Genomic DNA, 16,510 nt, shown 5'->3' with positions numbered 1-16,510 from the left:
GCCCGACGTGTGCATGGAGCGGTCGATGCGGCGTCCCATCCGGGTTCCTCCCTCAGTGCGCCGCCAGCGTCCGTTCCGGGTCGAAGTCGATCCCGGTGATGCAACGCCGGCCTGCGTGTGCCTTGATGTGGACCACGACGTCGATCGTCATCGTCAGCAGCCGCTTGATGACGGAGAACTCGAGCCCCGCCCCCTCCGCCGACGCCTTGACCATGAGCGCGAGCTGGTCCCAGGTCTGCGCGGTGCTCCCGGCATGGCAGCTGGTGATCGAGCCCGGATGGCCGGAGGCGCAGTTGCGGATGAAGTAGAACGCCTCGTCTCCGCGCAGTTCGGCCAGGATGATCCGGTCCGGCTTCATGCGCAGGCAGGCCTCCATGCAGCTCTTGGCGGTCACGTTGCTCGTGCTCTGCCCTCCCTTGGAGTAGAGCAGGTGGACCACGTTGGGCTGGGGGATGAACAGCTCCCGCGCGTCCTCGATCGTCACCAGCCGCTCGCGCGGATCGATGTGGTTGACCAGCGATTTCATGAAGGTGGTCTTTCCGCTGCCGGTAGCACCCGCGACCACCACGTTCTTGTGGTAGCGCACGGCCTGGCTGAAGAACTGCCGGAATTCGCCCGCGCGCAGCAATTCCTGTAGTTCCCGGTCCTGGTCGCTGACCTGGTCCTTGCCCTGCACGAGCCCGGAAAAGAACCCGTCGTCTTCGTATTGCTCCAGGGTCCTGCTGGACCGCGCCGGCAGGCGGATGGTGATCGACACCTTGTTCGCATCGCAGGCCGGCGGGATCACGAACTGGGCGCGCTGGCCGGTCGGGAAGGTCAGCGACACCATGGGCTCGGCATCGGTGATCCGCTGCCCGGTGTTGCTCTCATTGACCACCGAGGTGCAGAACTGCCGCGCACGCTCGTAGGTCAGCGTCGGCACTTCCACCCGCTGCCAGCCCCCCGCCGTCTCGAGGTAGAGCTCGCCGGGCCGGTTGATGCAGATCTCGGTCACCTCCGGCGAAGACAGGTGTTCGGCGATCCCCAGCACCCGGTACTGGTACTCGAGGAACTCGCTGCTGACGCGTGTCGTGTCGGGTTTCGTGCCATCCATGCCATCTGCTCCGGGTCAACGCAGCACCGCGGTGAAATCCACGTCCTGGGCGACGTACACGTTGATCATCGTGCCCTGGTTGATCGTCACGGTGGGAGGACGCGCCATGTTCCGCTCCAGCGCCATGTTCGCCATGCGCTCCAGGGTCCTGGCGGTGTTGCTTTCGTAGGGGTTCTGCACCGCGAACCCTTCCGCGAAGGTGGTGGACTGCGGCCCGTGCTTGGCGCCGGCGTACTTGAACGCGTCGCTGAGCATGCTGATCATCAGCGCGGAGGAAATCCGCTGTCCCCAGTGCGCGCTGTAGTGGCCCTCGTTGCCGGCGGAACCAAGCATGTCGACGCCCGGGCTGCTCATGTTGAGGTCCAGGCCGTTGGGCGTGGTGATCCGGTCCCAGACCACGGCCGCGCGCCGGCCGACGATCGCGTCCGACTGGTAGCGTCCCATCACCTTCGAGCCCCGGGGAAGCAGCAGTTTGCGGCCGTTCACCGAGTACACCGGCTCGGTGACGACGCATGAAGTAAAGCCCGGGACGTCGGTGACGATGCGCGACTCCAGTACGCAGCGGATGTAGGTGCCGCGCAGCAGCAGGGCATCCGGGTTGTAGAGCGGCTGCGCGGACGAGCGCCGGCTGGCGCCGCTCGTCGCCGACAGCGGGGCCGCGGCAGGGGGACCGCCTTCGGCGGACATGATCCGGGCGTACTCGTCCGGCGTCATCCGGCCCGGACCGACCGCGATGGAGCCGCCGCCGTGGATGCCGGCCACGTCGCCCCGACGCCGGTCGAGCAGGGAGCGTTCCACGTTCGCGCCAGCCCAGCCGCCTGCTGCGTCTCCGGAACTCGATGAAAGTGCGTCCTGCGCCACCGGGAGCGGTGGCAGCGCGGGCTCCGGGGCCGCCACTGCAATGGGGCGTTCAGGCGGCAGGTCCGGCAGGGCCGGGGCCTCGGGGATCACCAGCTGCTGTTGGCTGCGTTGCCGCTCCGGCGCCGGCCGGTCCGACATCGCGCTGTTGAAAATCAGCACCGCGGCCAGGAGGAGCAGCAGAACCAGGCCGGCCAGGAACAGCAGGGCCTTGCGGTTGAGCCGCTGGACCTCGGTGGAACTGAGATAAGGGGCGGCCGCATCGAGGTCCGGTGCAGCCGCAGCCTCCTGGCGCGCCTGGTACGGGTTGGGCGGCGGCGGCACGTCCACGCCTTCGCCACGGCCACCGGTCGCCTGGCTCATCGTCCGGTCCTCCTGCGCAGGCCCACTACATCGTCGCCGTGCCTGAGCACGAGGTAGGGATAGGTGCCGTGCACCACGATCGTGTCGCCCTCCACCGTCGTGTTGACGATGAACTCGTCGCCGTTCTCCCGTTGCCGTCCGAACACGGCCGGGAAGTTGCCGCTGGGGAACCGGGTGCGCTCGCCCATGCGGATGTAGGTGAACTGGCGGTCGTCGTACACCGTGGCCGGGACCAGCCATCCGGGGCCCTTGCGCCGGTACGCCACGTCGTAGTCGAAGTGGTACGCACGCCCGCGCTGCAGCCGGGTATCAAGTTCGTATGCCTCCTCTACCGGCGCCTCGGCAGCGGCGAAGGCGGTATCTCCGGGATAGGTGAAGCGGATGCGGTACTGCACCCCGGCGGCCTTGGCCTGTTCCAGCGCCCGCCAGTCGGTGGCCACCACCTTCAGTTCCAGCACGTAAGTGTGGGCCGCGGTCCGGATCAGCAGGTTCGTGTCGACGTCGACGTCCCGGGGTTTGAGGTAGAACACGTTATCGCGACGGTTCAGGTCCCAGCCGGCGCTGAAGCCGGTGCTGTAATCGAGGATTTCCTCGTGCGGACTGAGCTCGATCTGGGTGGTGATGCCCAGACCGGTGCGCACCTGGTAGATGCGATCGGGCTCGTACGCATACTCGTGCAGCGGCTGCGCCTGCACGACGGCGGACAGGCAAAGCGCGACGGGCACTGCGGCGCGCAGGACGCGGGCGAGCCCCCGGTTCACGGCAGGCCTCCCGGCGTCCCCGCGCCCGGCGCGACGGCGTCATCGCGGGGCGGCAGCTCGTGGCCGACGGGTTCGATCGCCTCGCCCTGCCCATTGGCGACCGCCTGCGGCGACGGCGCGGCGACTTCGCGTGGACTTGGGAACGCTGGCTCCGGCGCGGGCGGAACCCCATAGTCGTTGTCCACGCGGTAATCGGTGACGAGGAACCCCAGCGGATTGAGCAGCCGGTCGCGCTCGTCGAACTTCAGCTCCGGATCGTAGATGAACTCCATGGTCGCGATCTTGCCGTCCATGACCTGGCTGCTTCCTTCGAGCTTGTTGAAGAGACTGCGCTGGAACCGCACGGTGGCGCCGCGGGGCGGCCGTCCCTGTGCTCCCCGGATGAGCGAGATGCTGAGGATGCGGATTCTGATGGCGAACTTGTTGCCGTACTGGTTGTACGGGCGCCGCGGATTGGTCTCGGCATGCAGCGCGCGGAACGCGGGCGCCACCCGGGCGCCGGCCATCGCCATCGTCTGGCGCCAGTTCTGCTGCCCGATCACGCCGGTGTCGTACGACTCGCGCGCCATCACGAACTGCGCGGCATTGCTCTTGTTGACTGCCTCCTGGACAGTGATCGTCGGGTCCTGGAAGTCACCGACCAGGCGCGCGACGGTTGCCGTCCCGGTGTACGGATCGGCCATCACCAGGTAGGGCACTTTCTCCTTCAGGGGCAGCAGGGAGAAGTAGCCGCCGAGCAGGACGAGGGACAGGACCACGGCCGCGCCGGCCACCCGCCAGGCCCGGCGCTCGCTGCGCCTGGCGTGGTCGGCGAGCGTGACCTCGTAGTCCACGCCCCTCGCGACGGCCCGTTCCACCGCCTGGCTGTTCCTCCGTTTGCCGAACATCCCTGTTCCCTCTCTCCCTCAGTCCGCAGGCGGTGCATCGCCGGAAGCGACGGGAGCGTTTCGTGTGCCGGCCACCACGATTCGGGTCGCGTCCGCGGTGACCGCGATGCCTTCGGCGGCATAGGCGGCGGTCAGGTTTCGGACCACCGTGGCGAGATCGTGCCCGCGCACCCTCGCCGCCTGTGCATGCAGGGTGTAGTCGTAGCCATGCTGGTAAGACAGCGTGCGCCCGGAATCCTCCGCCCAGCGCTCGAGCATGGACTTGAGCGTGCCGTCGACCGGCGTGGCCTGGAACAGGTAGGCCTGCTGCAATGGAATCGGTTGCGGTGTTTCGGCGAAATGGTTGAGCGGCACCCAACGCCCGCCGATGTCACGCGCCTGCGGCGTGGCGCAAGCCGCGAGCACGCCCGCGACCAGGACCGCCAGCCAGCTGTTGCCCCATCTGGAAACCAACACTTGCTCCCCCCGTACGCCACTGCCATGCAACGGATCCACGCACGTCCCGCCCATCCCGCCACGAGGCAAGACGCCACCCCCGCGCGCGGCACCTGCCGGCGCGTCGCTGGATTCAAATCGAGACGATGGGAGAGGCTCAAACGCCTCACGCGAATGGGACCGTGCAAACTCCTTTTTGTTGTCCGACCAGGTTCCTTCCCGAGTCCCGCAGCCCGGGGCACCGTCGGTGCCGTCAGGGAGCTGCGCATGCATGCCTGCGGCATGCGCGCTTGAACTTATCCCGGTCGCGGGCGGGCGTCAAGCACCTTCCATGCGTTCGTCGCGAACCGCCGTGTGGCCGCCGTGCGTGCGCCAGATGCGCTTGCAGCGAGCGGACGGGTGATTCAACATCGCGCTGTCGGTGCAGTACGCGCAATGGGGAAGCGGCCGCCAGGAGGGTGGTCGCCAGGGTCGCGAGCCGCGCATCCCGCAACGCCGGTCCACGCTTGCGGGCAGGCGCATCCACACCGGATCGAGGGATCGATGCATGACCGCACATGGAACGTGTCCAGCACTCCGGCATCCGACAGTCCCGACCCCGCGCCGGCCGCGTGCAGGTGCACGGACCTGCGTCCGGAATCATGGCGTCCCGTGCCGTGTCGTCGGCTTCCGGGCCCATCGTCGCCGCGCAACGCGCCTGTTCCAGCAGGGAGGCTGAAATGGAACACAAGTCGGTCGAGGAGTTCATCGCCAGTGCCGCGCTGCTGGGTGCGCACCTCACCCGGCAATGCGAGTCCGCCTCCACCCGGCTGCAGCAGCTCTCCGCAGCGCTCACGCGCTCGATCGACGAGGGTCAGGCACGGATCGCGGCCAGCACCCGCGACACGCTGCGCGATTCGCTTGCCAGCGAGCTTCCTGTGGCGCTGCAGGGGCTCGGCGAGAGCACGCGTCAGCTTCAGTACATGGTCGAGCGCATGCAGCAGGCACAGGCGGCGCTGGAACAACGGGCACGCTGGATGGGACTGAAGGCGGCTTCCGCACTGCTGGTCGCGGCGCTCGCGGTGCTGGCGGGAACCGGCTACGTGGCCGCGGACAATGTCGCGCGCAGTCAGCAGGCACTGGTCCGCCTCGAAGTGATGCAGGCCCTGGAGCAGGTCACCATCACCTCGTGCGATGGCCGGCCGTGCGTGAAGCTGGAGGACGGCCTGCGCCGCTGGCACAGGAACGAGCACTACGTCCTGGTCGATCGCGATCCGCCGCCGGAGCTCCAGCCCCGCTGATCACACCGCCCCGGCGCAATCCGGGGCCAACCAGGGAAGACGCCGTGGACAACGCCAGGACCATTGCCGCACTCGCCGCCACCCTCCTCTGCCTTGTGGCCGCGCTCTACCTGTCGGGCTATCTCGCCCTGATATTCCTTGGCCTCGACCCGGCGCAGGGCGGCCCCGGTACGTACCTGGGCTACCTGCGACACCTCCAGCACCCGTCCGTGGCACGCTATTCCACGCGCATCGTCGTGGCCGGCGGCATCGCGGGCGGGCTGATGCTCCTGGTCTGGGCGTCGCTGATGGTGATGCTGTTCAAGCTGCGCAGCCACCGGGACATCCATGGCCGCGCCCGTTTCGCCGGGCTGGTGGAACTGGCCAGGCGCGGCTTCCTGCGCGACCGGGGCGACGGCATCGTGATCGGCCGGATGAACGGCAGGCTGCTGCGGTTGTCCGGGCAGCAGTTCGTGATCCTGGCCGCACCCACCCGCTCGGGCAAGGGCGTGGGCGTGGTGGTACCGAACCTGCTCGATTACCGCGAATCGGCGGTGGTGCTCGACATCAAGCAGGAAAACTTCGATCTCACTTCCGGCTGGCGCAGGTCGATCGGGCAGGAGGTCTACCTATTCAACCCGTTCGCCGAAGACCATCGGACCCACCGCTGGAACCCGCTGACCTACGTGTCGCCGGATCCCGCGTCCCGGATCTCGGACCTGCAGGCCATCGCCGCGATGCTGTACCCGGATGGCGAGGAGAAGGACCGCTTCTGGTCCAGCCAGGCGCGCAATGCCTTCGTGGCATTCTCGCTCTACCTCTTCGAAACCCGGGATGCCCGGCAGCACGAGGGCGCGCCGGCGGACACCCTGCCCTGTCCCACCCTGGGCGCGGTGCTGCGGCTGGCCTCCGGCGACGGCGGCGAACTCAAACCCTACCTGCAGGGCCTGATGGCCGAGCCTGGGATCGGCGACCACACCCGCACCGCGTTCGCCGGACTGCTGTCGCAGGCCGACGTCACCTTCGCCTCGATCATCGGCACCTTCCGCGAGCCGCTCAACGCCTGGCTCAACCCGGTGCTGGACGCGGCCACCAGCGGCGACGACTTCCGCCTCGACGAGGTGCGGCGCAAGCCGATGACGATCTACGTCGGCATCCAGCCCAACAAGCTCGCGGAAAGCAGGCTGCTGGTCAACCTGTTTTTCAGCCAGCTGATCAACGTCAACACCCGCGAACTGCCGCGCAACGACCCCGGCCTGCGCCACCAGTGCCTGCTGCTGATGGACGAGTTCACCTCGATCGGCCGCGTGGACATCATTTCGCGGGCCGTGGCCTACATGGCGGGCTACAACCTGCGCCTGCTGCCGATCATCCAGTCGATGGCACAACTCGACGCGGTGTACGGCAAAGAGCTCTCGCGCACGATCATCACCAACCATGCGCTGCAGATCATCTTCGCGCCGCGCGAACAGCAGGACGCCAACGACTACTCGGAGATGCTGGGCTACCGGACCATCAAGCGGCGCGCGCGCACCCGATCCCACGGCGGCCCGGGGCACGTGTCGGACAACGAGGTCCTGGAAAGGCGCGCCCTCATGCTTCCCCAGGAACTCAAGGCGATGGGCCCCGAGAAGCAGATCATCCTCTACGAAGGCCTCGCCAACCCGGTTCTGTGCAGGAAGATCCGGTACTACAAGGACGGATACTTCACGCGTCGGCTCAAGCCCAAGGTCGAGATCCCCCGCCAGCGCATTCCAGAGAACACGACGGGCGCGGACCCGAAGGTCGTGATGGCGCAAGACGCGGTAGCCAGGACCACGCTGATGTCCTGACCGATCGCCACCTCGCGATCCGGGAACTGGACCCACGTCAACGGCATGCGACGCCAATCGGGGCGCCGAGCGCTGCACCCCGGGGCCGGAGACCGTCGCGACGGCCGCGCCGATTGCAATCAGCGGCACGTGGCGCCACATTGCGCCCATGCCCGACTTCCCCACCCTGATCTTCCTGATGCTGGCCGGCTCGGCGGCCTATGCCTGGTGGAACTCCGCGCGCGCCGCGGCCGAGCGGGCCACGCAGCTGGGGCGCGACGCCTGCCGGGCGGCGGGGGTGATCTGGCTGGACCAGAGCGTGCACGCCAGCGGCCTGCGGCTGCGGCGGCGCGAGGACGGGCGGCTGGGCTGGGAGCGCCGCTTCCGCTTCGAATATTCCGAGGACGGCATCGACCGCCACGTCGGGCAGCTGGTGCTGCACGGGGAGCGGCTGGTCGCGTTCAGCGGCCCCACCCGCGCAGCGCAGGTGGTGACGCTGCAGTAGGGCCGCGGCGCGGCTACTTGATGACGCGCAGGTGCGAGCCGCGGCGCGGCGTCGGCTCGTCGCCGGGGCCGCCATCGGGGCCGTCGCCCGGCGGCGTGGGTTCGTCGTCGGGCGGCGGCGGATCGTCGCCCTGGGGCACGTCCTCCGGCAGGGCCATGCCCTGGCCGGTCTCGCGGGCATAGATCGCCAGCACCGCGCCCACCGGCACCTGCACCGGGTGGCTGACGCCGCCGAAGCGGGCGGTGAAGCGCACCGCGTCGTTGTCCAGCTCCAGCCGCGCCACCGCGCGGTCGGCGATGTTGAGCACCACGCGCCCGTCCTTGACGGTATGCGCGGGCACGCGCACGCCCGGCATCGACGCATCCACCAGGATGTGCGGCGTCATGCCGTTGTCGGTGATCCATTCGTACAGCGCCCGCAGCAGGTACGGGCGGTGGCTGGTCATGCTCGGCGGGGTGTCAGGCATCGCGGGTGGTTCGGGCCCCGTTGTGCCAGCCCGCGGGCGGGGCTGGCGTGCGGATCAATCCGGCAACTCGCGCAGGTTCTTCTCCTGCGGGGTGAGGCTGCGCACGAAGCCGGGGTTGCGGAAGATGCGGTTGCCGTACTCCTCGATCACCTTGCCGCCGTCCTTGGGCAGCGGCACGTCGAGCACCGGCAGGCGCCAGATGATCGGGGCCATGGCGCAGTCGGCCAGGCTCATCTCCGGGTTGAGGAAGAACTTGCTGGCCTTGAACAGCGGCACCGAGGCGGTGAGCAGCTCCTTCAGGCGCTTGCGGCCGGCGTCGGCCTGCTGCTTGCCGCCGAACTGGATCGCCTGCACCTGCGGTACCCAGTCGTGCTCGATGCGCAGCATGGCCAGGCGCAGGCGGGCGCGCGAAAGCGGGTCCACCGGCATCAGCGGCGGGTGCGGGTAGCGCTCGTCGAGGTACTCGCAGACCACGCTGGCCGCGTACAGCACCTGGTCGCGCTCGACCAGGGTCGGGACCGAGTGGTACGGGTTGAGGTCGATCAGGTCGGGCGGCGGGTTCTGCGGGTCGACGGCGACCAGGTCATAGGCCACGCCCTTGGCGGCCAGCACCAGCCTCACCCGGTGGCAAAGCACGTCGTCGACGGCCGAATACAGGGTCATTGCGTTGCGCATACGTGGACTCGCAGCCATCAAGGCCTTCTCCCGCGACCGGAATCCGCCGGTCGCACGGTGCCGGCCGCCCCTCGCGGCAGGTCACCCCGGTCTGGCATCCCCGCATCAGGCGACGGCGCGGCCCGAGTCCTGCCGGACCGCACGCCGCCGGCCCATCGGTGGACCTAGTGCACGTCCCTCCAGTATTCGTTCTTCAGCAGCCAGGCAAGCAGCGTCAGGAAGGACAGGAACAGCACGACCCACACGCCGATGCCCTGGCGCTTGAGCGCCGCCGGCTCGCCGGCGTACTCGAGGAACGTGGTGAGGTCGCGCACGGTCTGGTCGAACTCGGCCGGGCTCTGGGTGCCGGGCGTGGAGATCTCCAGGCGCTCGACCGGGGCCTCGCCGCTTTCGTCGGGCTCGCCGAATACCGCGTGCTGGAGGCCCTGCTGCTTCCACAGCGGGTTGGGCATCGACGCGTTCGGGAACAGGGTGTTGTTCCAGCCCAGCGGGCGGGTCTCGTCCAGGTAGAACGACTTGAGATACGTGTACACCCAGTCGCTGCCGCGCACCCGGGTAATCAGGGTGAGGTCGGGCGGCACCTGGCCGAACCATTCGCTGGCCTTGTCGGCGGGCATCGTCGAGACGATGTGGTCGCCGAACCCTGCGCCGGTGAAGTTGAGGTGGGTCATCACCTCCTCCTCGGTCAGGCCCAGGTCCTCGGCCATGCGCGAGTAGCGCAGGTACTTGAGCGAGTGGCAGCCGGCGCAGTAGTTCATGTACAGCTTTGCGCCGCGCTGCAGCGAGGCGCGGTCGCTGATGTCGGTGCCGGCCTGGAGCAGGCCCGAGCCACCGCCGGCGGCCAACGCGCTGAACGACAGGAGCATGCCGCACGCCAGTGCGGCGACGCGGGCGAGGAAGGTCTTATTCATGCATCGTCACCCGATCCGGCACCGGCTTGGTCTTGTCCCAAACCGTCCACAGCGGCATGGTCAGGAAGAACAGGAAGTAGTAGGCGGTCAGGAACCGGCCGATGATGGTCTCGGTCGGGTCCGTGCCCGGGCCGGCGCCGATCTTGCCCAGCCAGATGAAGCTGATCGCGAACAGGCCCAGCAGCACCTTCGACAGCAGGCCGCGGTAGCGGTACGACTTCACCTTGGCGCGGTCCAGCCACGGCACCGCGAACAGGATCGCGATCGCGCCGAACATCACCAGCACGCCCGAGAGCTTGTGCGGCACCACGCGCAGCATCGCGTAGTACGGGGTGTAGTACCACACCGGCTTGATGTGCTCGGGCGTCACCAGGCGGTTGGCCTCGGTGAAGTTGTCGTGCTCGAGGAACCAGCCGCCGAACGCCGGCGCGAAGAACACGATGAACGCGCCGATGATCAGGAAGAAGCAGACGTAGAAGCCGTCCTTCACCGTGTAGTACGGATGGAACGGGATGCCATCGGCCGGCGCGTTGGGCGACCAGCGGTTGCCCTTCGGGCCCTTCTTGATCTCGACGCCGTCGGGGTTGTTGGACCCCACCTCGTGCAGCGCGAAGATGTGCAGCGCGACCAGCAGCAGCAGCACCAGCGGCAGCGCGATCACGTGCAGGGCGAAGAAGCGGTTGAGGGTGGCGTCGGACGGCAGGTAGTCGCCCATGATCCACTCGGTCAGGCCGTTGCCGATCACCGGGATCGCGCCGAACAGCGAGATGATCACCTTGGCGCCCCAGAACGACATCTGGCCCCACGGCAGCACGTAGCCCAGGAAGGCCTCGGCCATCAGCACCAGGTAGATCAGCATGCCGACGATCCACACCAGCTCGCGCGGCTTCTGGTACGAGCCGTACATCAGGCCGCGGAACATGTGGATGTAGACCACGATGAAGAACAGCGAGGCGCCGGTGCTGTGCATGTACCGGATCAGCCAGCCCCACTCCACGTCCCGCATGATGTACTCGATCGAGGCGAAGGCTTCCTCCGCGCTCGGCTTGAAGTGCATCGTCAGGAAGATGCCGGTCACCAGCTGGTTGACCAGCACCACCAGCGACAGGACGCCGAAGATGTACCAGATGTTGAAGTTCTTCGGAGCGTAGTACTCCGACATGTGCTTGCGGTAGAACGGCATGAAGGCCGGCGCACGTTCGGTGAACCAGTCCCAGACGCCGTTGACGCTGCGAACGATCACGTTGGACATCTCACGCCGCTCCCGGGTCGACGCCGATCACGACGGTGTTGTCGTCGGCGAAATGGTGTGGCGGCACCACCAGGTTGGTCGGCGCGGGGACGCCCTGGTAGACGCGGCCGGCCATGTCGAACTTCGACTTGTGGCAGGGGCAGAAGTAGCCGCCCTTCCACTCGGGATCGAACGGGGCGGGGCGGATCTCGGCGACCATCTCCGGCGAGCAGCCAAGGTGCGTGCACAGGCCCACCAGCACCGAGATCTCGGGCTTGAGCGAGCGCAGCTGCGGGCTCTGCTCGCGGATGTAGGCCGGCTGCTGATCGGCGTTCTCCGAGTTGGGGTCGCGCAGCTGCGCGTCCAGGGTCGGCAGCGCCTCCAGGATCGCCTTGGAGCGACGCACGATCCAGATCGGCTGCCCGCGCCATTCCACGATCAGGCGCTGGCCGTCCTGCAGGGCGCTGATGTCCACGGTGACCGGGGCGCCGGCCAGCTGGGCGCGCGCGCTGGGGTTCCAGGACTTGATGAACGGGACCGCCGCGAAACCGGCGCCCACGGCACCCACGGCCACTGTCGTGGCGGTGAGGAACCGACGCCGGCCCTTGTGCTCGGGCTCCCCGCCGTCGGCGGGATCCAATACCGCTTCGTTGGCCATCCGGCTCTCCGCGAAACCTTTTCGGTAGCTGTCTAGTGAATGTCGCTCGATGGTGCCGATGCGCCCCGCCTCGTCCCCGCGGGCGTGCGCAAAGAACAATGAAGTGTAGCGGAACGCTGAATCCGGCGACAACGCCTGCCTCCGCCGGACGCCATTTTCCCGTTCCGGGTCAGCGGGTTGCGGGGCCCGGCGGCGGGAGCGGGCGGTGGACGGGCGCCACCGCCGGGGGCGGCCCCGGGGGCCGCCGCGCCGGCCGCGCCCGCAGGGCCGCGCGTCGCGGCCCGGGCCTGGCGGGCCGGGGCCCTCAGTTGTTCGCGGCCAGGTGGCCGCGGTAGCGCTCGGCCAGCTGGGCCACGCGGACCACGTAGCGCTGGGTCTCGCTGTAGGGCGGGACGCCCTTGTAGCGGTCCACCGCGCCCTCGCCGGCGTTGTAACCGGCGGCGGCCAGGGTCAGGTCGCCGTTGTAGCGCTTGAGCAGCCAGGCCAGGTACTCCACCCCGCCGCGGATGTTCTGGGCCGGGTCGAAGGGGTTGGTCACCCCGAAACGCTGGGCGGTGGCGGGCATCAGCTGCATCAGCCCCTGGGCCCCGGCGCGCGACAGGGCGTTGGGGTTGAAGGCCGACTCGGCGTGCATGATCGCGCGCACGATCGCCTCCTCGACCCCGAACCGGGTCGCGGCCTCGCGGATCTCCGCCGCGTAGGCGGTGGTGTTCAGGCGCACGGTGCCGAAGTTCACCCCCGGCAGCGGGGCGCAGGCGTAGCAGGTCTCGAAGAAGCTGTAGCGGATGGTCCGCACCGCGCTGGCGCCGCCCCCGCGCGGCGGCTGGCTGGTGTAGTGGCGCACGCCGTCCTTGATGTAGGAGTACACCTGGCCCTGCTGCAGGCGGCGGGTGGGCGCGCCGCTGGTCACGGGAGTGGCCGTGGCCGCCGGCGCGGACGCCCCTGCGCCGGAGCCGGCGCCGCCCATGAAGGTGGCCGGCGGGTTGGCGTGGGCCGAGGCCGGGACCGTCGAACCGCCGCCCGAGGACACGGACGCCGGGCGCCGCACCGGCGCGGGCGCGCTGCGGTAGCTGGTCACCGCCTTGCAGCTGGCGCCCTTGATCCGCTTGCTGACGTAGCTGCGCTGCCCGTCGGCGGTGTCGCAGCGGTAGATGGTGCCGGCGAACGACGGCGGGGCCAGCACCGCCAGCGCCAGCCCTGCGACCGCGATCAGCCCCCAACCCCCTTTCATGCGCGCAGTGTCCACGCTTCCGGCCGACATTCCAAGTGCTTGATTGTTGAACGGCGCACGGTTCCGGAAGCGGACGCGGCCGGCCGCCGGCCGCGCCAGGCCCTACACTATCGGGCCGGCGGGGAGCCAAGCGCGCCGGCAGGCGCCCGCCGCGCCCGCCCGGGCGCCCGGTTCCCCGCACGGATGCCCACCCCTCCGGCCCGGATTCACCGCCGCGCCCCGGAACACCGCCATGACCGAACTGCCCATCCTCGCGGATCCCGCGTCCGCCCCGGCCACGCCCCGCCCCGCCGGCGGCCCGCGCGGCAAGCTCTTCATCCAGACCCACGGCTGCCAGATGAACGAGTACGACTCGGCCCGCATGGCCGACGTGCTCGCCGCCAGCGAGGGCCTGGAGCTGACCGCCAACGTCGAGGAAGCCGACGTGGTCCTGGTCAACACCTGCTCGATCCGCGAGAAGGCGCAGGAGAAGGTGTTCAGCCAGCTCGGCCGCTGGCGCCTGCTCAAGGAGGAGCGCCTGCGCAGCGAGGGCCGCGAGGTGATCATCGGCGTCGGCGGCTGCGTGGCCTCGCAGGAAGGCGAGGCGATCATCCGCCGCGCGCCGTTCGTGGACCTGGTGTTCGGCCCGCAGACCCTGCACCGGCTGCCGGAGCTGATCCGCGCCCGCCGCGAGCAGAAGCGGCCGCAGGTGGACATCAGCTTCCCCGAGATCGAGAAGTTCGACCGCCTGCCCGAGCCGCGCGCCGAAGGCCCGTCGGCGTTCGTGTCGATCATGGAAGGCTGCTCGAAGTACTGCAGCTTCTGCGTGGTGCCCTACACCCGCGGCACCGAGATCAGCCGCCCGTTCGAGGATGTGCTGGTGGAGATCGTGCAGCTCGCCGGCCAGGGCGTGCGCGAGGTCAACCTGCTGGGCCAGAACGTCAACGCCTACCGCGGCGACATGGGCAACGGCGAGGTCGCCGACCTGGGCCTGCTGATCCGCACCATCGCGCAGATCGACGGCATCGACCGGATCCGCTTCACCACTTCTCACCCGCTGGAGTTCTCCGACTCGCTGGTCGAGGCCTACCGCGACGTGCCGCAGCTGGCCAACTACCTGCACCTGCCGGTGCAGTCGGGCAGCGACCGGATCCTGGCGGCGATGAAGCGCGGCTACACCGCGCTCGAGTTCAAGCAGAAGATCCGCAAGCTGCGCGCGGTGCGGCCGGACATCTCGATCAGTTCGGACTTCATCGTCGGCTTCCCCGGCGAGACCGACGCCGACTTCGAGAAGACGATGAAGCTGATCGAGGACGTGGGCTTCGACCAGAGCTTCTCCTTCATCTACTCGCGCCGCCCGGGCACGCCCGCGGCCGACCTGCCCGACGAGGTGTCCGACGAGGTCAAGCACGCGCGCCTGTCGCGCCTGCAGGCGGCGATCAACGCCAATGCCGCGCGCATCTCGCAGGCGATGGTCGGCAGCGTGCAGCGGGTGCTGGTCGAGGGTCCCTCGCGCAGGAACCCGAACGAACTGACCGGCAAGACCGAGAACATGCGCTCGGTGAACTTCCCCGCCCCGCCGCGGCTCATCGGCCGGTTCGTGGACGTGGTGATCACCGAGGCGATGAGCAACTCGCTGCGCGGGCGCGTCGCCGTCGCCGGCGACGACTGACCGCCCGCCACCCGCCCGCCACGAGCGGGGCGCTACAGTAGCGCGCCCGCCGGACCGCCCGACCCGCCATGACCACGCCCCAGCGCGACTTCACCCTCGACCCGCCCGACACCGAGCGGCTGGCCAACCTCGCCGGCCCGTTCGACGCCCACCTGCGCCAGATCGAACTGCGCATGGGCGTGGAGATCGCCAGCCGCGGCAACGTGTTCCGGGTGACCGGCAGCGACGACCGCGCGGTCGCACGCACCGAGGCGCTGCTGCGCCAGCTCTACGACGACGCCGCGGACGAGACCCTCGACGCCGGCGCGATCCACCTGCGCCTGTCCGCCGCCGGCGCGGCGCGGGACGACGACGAGGTCGCGCCGCAGGAGGTGGCGGTCCGGGTGCGGCGCGGCACGATCCGCGGCCGCGGGCCGAACCAGGCCAGGTACCTGCACGCCATCGCCACCCACGACATCAACTTCGGCGTCGGCCCGGCCGGCACCGGCAAGACCTACCTGGCGGTGGCCATGGCGGTGGACGCGCTCAACCAGTCGCGGGTCCAGCGCCTGGTGCTGGTGCGCCCGGCGGTGGAGGCCGGCGAGAAGCTCGGCTTCCTGCCCGGCGACCTGAGCCAGAAGGTCGATCCCTACCTGCGCCCGCTCTATGACGCGCTGTACGAGATGCTGGGCGTGGAGAAGGTGCTCAAGCTGCTGGAGAAGAACGTCATCGAGATCGCGCCGCTGGCGTACATGCGCGGCCGTACCCTCAACGACGCCTTCGTGATCCTGGACGAGGCCCAGAACACGACCATCGAGCAGATGAAGATGTTCCTGACCCGGCTGGGCTTCGGATCCACGGCCGTGGTCACGGGCGACATGACCCAGATCGACCTGCCGCGGCACGTGAAGTCCGGGCTCCGGGACGCGATCGAGGTGCTGCGCGGCGTGGAGGGCGTGAGCTTCTCCTTCTTCGAGCCGCGCGACGTGGTCCGCCATCCGCTGGTGGCGCGGATCGTGGACGCCTACGACCGCCGCGACGCGGTCGATGCGCAGACCGGGCCGCAGGGCTAGGATGCCGCGACGGGGCGCCGGGCCGCGTCTGCCCTGGCTGGAGCCGCCATGCCTGCACGCCGGCGCCCGCCCGTCTCCCCGCTGGCCAGCGCCGGCGGCAGCGCTGGCCAGGCAAGCCGGCCCGCGTGCGGGCGGTTAGACTGCAGGCCATGACCCGGGGCCCCATCCGTCTGGACGTCGCCGTCGGCTACGCGGTCCCGCGCAAGGGCCTGCCGGCGGCCGTCTCCTTCCGCAAGTGGGTGGCCGCGGCGCTGGCCGGCCGCATCCGCGAGGCCGACCTGGCGATCCGCCTGGTCGGCGCCCGCGAGGGCCGTGCGCTCAACCGCCACTACCGCGGCCGCGACTACGCCACCAACGTGCTCAGCTTCCCGGCCGACCTGCCCGAAGGGCTGCCGCCGGGCATCCGCATGCCCCTGCTTGGCGACCTGGTGCTGTGCGCGCCAGTGGTGGCGCGCGAGGCGCAGGAACAGAACAAGCCGCTGGCCGACCACTTCGCCCACCTCACCGTGCACGGCACGCTGCACCTGCTGGGCTGGGACCACGCCAACGCGCGCGAGGCCGAGGCCATGGAACAGCTCGAACGCGAGATCCTGGCCGGGCTGGGGATCGCCGACCCCTATACCCTGCCGGACTAGGCCCGCGGCCGGCACCGATCACCGCCGG

16 protein-coding genes and 1 pseudogene are annotated in these 16,510 nt (G+C 69.5%); 6 read left to right on the top strand and 11 right to left on the bottom strand.

The features are described 5' to 3' along the window. Window positions 1-52: 52 nt before the first annotated feature. Genes virB11 through FQY79_RS15435 form a run of 5 tightly spaced genes read right to left on the bottom strand, consistent with a single transcriptional unit; the run spans window position 53 to window position 4,418 of the window. Window positions 53-1,093: a P-type DNA transfer ATPase VirB11 gene (gene virB11 / locus FQY79_RS12525; protein WP_146313248.1), complete on the bottom strand. Its 1,041-nt coding sequence runs from the start codon at window positions 1,091-1,093 to the stop codon at window positions 53-55. 15 nt (window positions 1,094-1,108) lie between these two features. Then, complete coding sequence (locus FQY79_RS12520; RefSeq protein WP_146313247.1) at window positions 1,109-2,314, bottom strand: TrbI/VirB10 family protein; 1,206 nt, start codon at window positions 2,312-2,314, stop codon at window positions 1,109-1,111. After that, entirely contained in the window at window positions 2,311-3,075 is a 765-nt protein-coding gene (locus FQY79_RS12515) for a TrbG/VirB9 family P-type conjugative transfer protein (RefSeq protein WP_186760041.1), read from the bottom strand. The genes FQY79_RS12520 and FQY79_RS12515 overlap by 4 nt, the downstream gene beginning before the upstream one ends. Further along, window positions 3,072-3,962 carry a VirB8 family type IV secretion system protein gene (locus FQY79_RS12510; protein WP_146313246.1) on the bottom strand — a complete coding sequence of 297 codons (891 nt, stop codon included), beginning with the start codon at window positions 3,960-3,962 and terminating at the stop codon, window positions 3,072-3,074. Before FQY79_RS12510 ends, FQY79_RS12515 begins: the two co-directional genes overlap by 4 nt. A gap of 18 nt (window positions 3,963-3,980) precedes the next feature. Continuing rightward, window positions 3,981-4,418 (bottom strand): TcpQ domain-containing protein, encoded by a 438-nt coding sequence (locus FQY79_RS15435; RefSeq protein WP_186760039.1) that lies wholly within the window; start codon window positions 4,416-4,418, stop codon window positions 3,981-3,983. 698 nt (window positions 4,419-5,116) lie between these two features. Between FQY79_RS15435 and FQY79_RS15690 the strand changes: the two genes are divergently transcribed. From FQY79_RS15690 to FQY79_RS12495, 3 genes and pseudogenes are all read left to right on the top strand, one after another. Continuing rightward, window positions 5,117-5,677: a hypothetical protein gene (locus tag FQY79_RS15690; RefSeq protein ID WP_246123114.1), complete on the top strand. Its 561-nt coding sequence runs from the start codon at window positions 5,117-5,119 to the stop codon at window positions 5,675-5,677. A 44-nt stretch (window positions 5,678-5,721) separates the two neighbouring features. After that, window positions 5,722-7,395: pseudogene (locus FQY79_RS12500) on the top strand (type IV secretory system conjugative DNA transfer family protein); the annotation flags it as partial. A gap of 241 nt (window positions 7,396-7,636) precedes the next feature. Next, the gene (locus FQY79_RS12495) at window positions 7,637-7,972 is read left to right on the top strand and encodes a DUF3301 domain-containing protein (RefSeq protein ID WP_146313243.1); all 336 of its coding nucleotides are present in this window, start codon (window positions 7,637-7,639) and stop codon (window positions 7,970-7,972) included. Between the two features lie 13 nt (window positions 7,973-7,985). Here the strand turns inward: FQY79_RS12495 and FQY79_RS12490 are convergent, their stop codons facing one another. The 6 genes from FQY79_RS12490 to FQY79_RS12465 all read right to left on the bottom strand — a co-directional run bounded on the left by FQY79_RS12490 (window position 7,986) and on the right by FQY79_RS12465 (window position 13,144). Continuing rightward, window positions 7,986-8,438, bottom strand: a complete 453-nt coding sequence (locus FQY79_RS12490; RefSeq protein WP_146313242.1) for a ClpXP protease specificity-enhancing factor — start codon at window positions 8,436-8,438, stop codon at window positions 7,986-7,988. A gap of 54 nt (window positions 8,439-8,492) precedes the next feature. Then, window positions 8,493-9,131, bottom strand: a complete 639-nt coding sequence (locus FQY79_RS12485) for a glutathione S-transferase N-terminal domain-containing protein (RefSeq protein ID WP_146313241.1) — start codon at window positions 9,129-9,131, stop codon at window positions 8,493-8,495. Between the two features lie 146 nt (window positions 9,132-9,277). Then, the gene (locus FQY79_RS12480; RefSeq protein WP_146313240.1) at window positions 9,278-10,024 is read right to left on the bottom strand and encodes a cytochrome c1; all 747 of its coding nucleotides are present in this window, start codon (window positions 10,022-10,024) and stop codon (window positions 9,278-9,280) included. Then, the gene (locus FQY79_RS12475; RefSeq protein WP_146313239.1) at window positions 10,017-11,276 is read right to left on the bottom strand and encodes a cytochrome b; all 1,260 of its coding nucleotides are present in this window, start codon (window positions 11,274-11,276) and stop codon (window positions 10,017-10,019) included. Before FQY79_RS12475 ends, FQY79_RS12480 begins: the two co-directional genes overlap by 8 nt. A gap of 1 nt (window position 11,277) precedes the next feature. After that, window positions 11,278-11,913: a ubiquinol-cytochrome c reductase iron-sulfur subunit gene (petA, locus tag FQY79_RS12470; RefSeq protein ID WP_146313320.1), complete on the bottom strand. Its 636-nt coding sequence runs from the start codon at window positions 11,911-11,913 to the stop codon at window positions 11,278-11,280. Between the two features lie 304 nt (window positions 11,914-12,217). Beyond that, complete coding sequence (locus FQY79_RS12465) at window positions 12,218-13,144, bottom strand: lytic transglycosylase domain-containing protein (protein WP_146313238.1); 927 nt, start codon at window positions 13,142-13,144, stop codon at window positions 12,218-12,220. Window positions 13,145-13,376: 232 nt separating this feature from the next. On the opposite strand from FQY79_RS12465, the gene miaB reads away from it, so the two are divergent. From miaB to ybeY, 3 genes are all read left to right on the top strand, one after another. Beyond that, the gene (gene miaB, locus FQY79_RS12460; RefSeq protein ID WP_146313237.1) at window positions 13,377-14,795 is read left to right on the top strand and encodes a tRNA (N6-isopentenyl adenosine(37)-C2)-methylthiotransferase MiaB; all 1,419 of its coding nucleotides are present in this window, start codon (window positions 13,377-13,379) and stop codon (window positions 14,793-14,795) included. A 68-nt stretch (window positions 14,796-14,863) separates the two neighbouring features. After that, window positions 14,864-15,847, top strand: coding sequence for a PhoH family protein (locus FQY79_RS12455; protein WP_146313236.1), 984 nt, complete (start codon window positions 14,864-14,866; stop codon window positions 15,845-15,847). Between the two features lie 149 nt (window positions 15,848-15,996). Next, window positions 15,997-16,482 (top strand): rRNA maturation RNase YbeY, encoded by a 486-nt coding sequence (ybeY, locus tag FQY79_RS12450; RefSeq protein ID WP_146313235.1) that lies wholly within the window; start codon window positions 15,997-15,999, stop codon window positions 16,480-16,482. Window positions 16,483-16,510: the final 28 nt, after the last annotated feature.

Origin of the sequence: Luteimonas wenzhouensis (assembly GCF_007859305.1) — a bacterium.
Lineage (GTDB): Bacteria > Pseudomonadota > Gammaproteobacteria > Xanthomonadales > Xanthomonadaceae > Luteimonas > Luteimonas wenzhouensis.
Note: the sequence above shows the minus strand (reverse complement) of the source record. Positions and strands in the feature narration are given on the sequence as shown.

Bases quoted from the DNA above. Each gene is read 5' to 3' on its own strand.
- FQY79_RS12520 (WP_146313247.1), bottom strand. From the start codon at position 2,314: ATGAGCCAGGCGACCGGTGGCCGTGGCGAAGGCGTGGACGTGCCGCCG.
- miaB (WP_146313237.1), top strand. From the start codon at position 13,377: ATGACCGAACTGCCCATCCTCGCGGATCCCGCGTCCGCCCCGGCCACG.
- FQY79_RS12455 (WP_146313236.1), top strand. From the start codon at position 14,864: ATGACCACGCCCCAGCGCGACTTCACCCTCGACCCGCCCGACACCGAG.
- petA (WP_146313320.1), bottom strand. From the start codon at position 11,913: ATGGCCAACGAAGCGGTATTGGATCCCGCCGACGGCGGGGAGCCCGAG.
- FQY79_RS12485 (WP_146313241.1), bottom strand. From the start codon at position 9,131: ATGGCTGCGAGTCCACGTATGCGCAACGCAATGACCCTGTATTCGGCC.
- virB11 (WP_146313248.1), bottom strand. From the start codon at position 1,093: ATGGATGGCACGAAACCCGACACGACACGCGTCAGCAGCGAGTTCCTC.
- FQY79_RS12465 (WP_146313238.1), bottom strand. From the start codon at position 13,144: ATGAAAGGGGGTTGGGGGCTGATCGCGGTCGCAGGGCTGGCGCTGGCG.
- FQY79_RS15690 (WP_246123114.1), top strand. From the start codon at position 5,117: ATGGAACACAAGTCGGTCGAGGAGTTCATCGCCAGTGCCGCGCTGCTG.
- FQY79_RS12480 (WP_146313240.1), bottom strand. From the start codon at position 10,024: ATGAATAAGACCTTCCTCGCCCGCGTCGCCGCACTGGCGTGCGGCATG.
- FQY79_RS12495 (WP_146313243.1), top strand. From the start codon at position 7,637: ATGCCCGACTTCCCCACCCTGATCTTCCTGATGCTGGCCGGCTCGGCG.
- FQY79_RS12490 (WP_146313242.1), bottom strand. From the start codon at position 8,438: ATGCCTGACACCCCGCCGAGCATGACCAGCCACCGCCCGTACCTGCTG.
- ybeY (WP_146313235.1), top strand. From the start codon at position 15,997: ATGACCCGGGGCCCCATCCGTCTGGACGTCGCCGTCGGCTACGCGGTC.
- FQY79_RS12475 (WP_146313239.1), bottom strand. From the start codon at position 11,276: ATGTCCAACGTGATCGTTCGCAGCGTCAACGGCGTCTGGGACTGGTTC.
- FQY79_RS12510 (WP_146313246.1), bottom strand. From the start codon at position 3,962: ATGTTCGGCAAACGGAGGAACAGCCAGGCGGTGGAACGGGCCGTCGCG.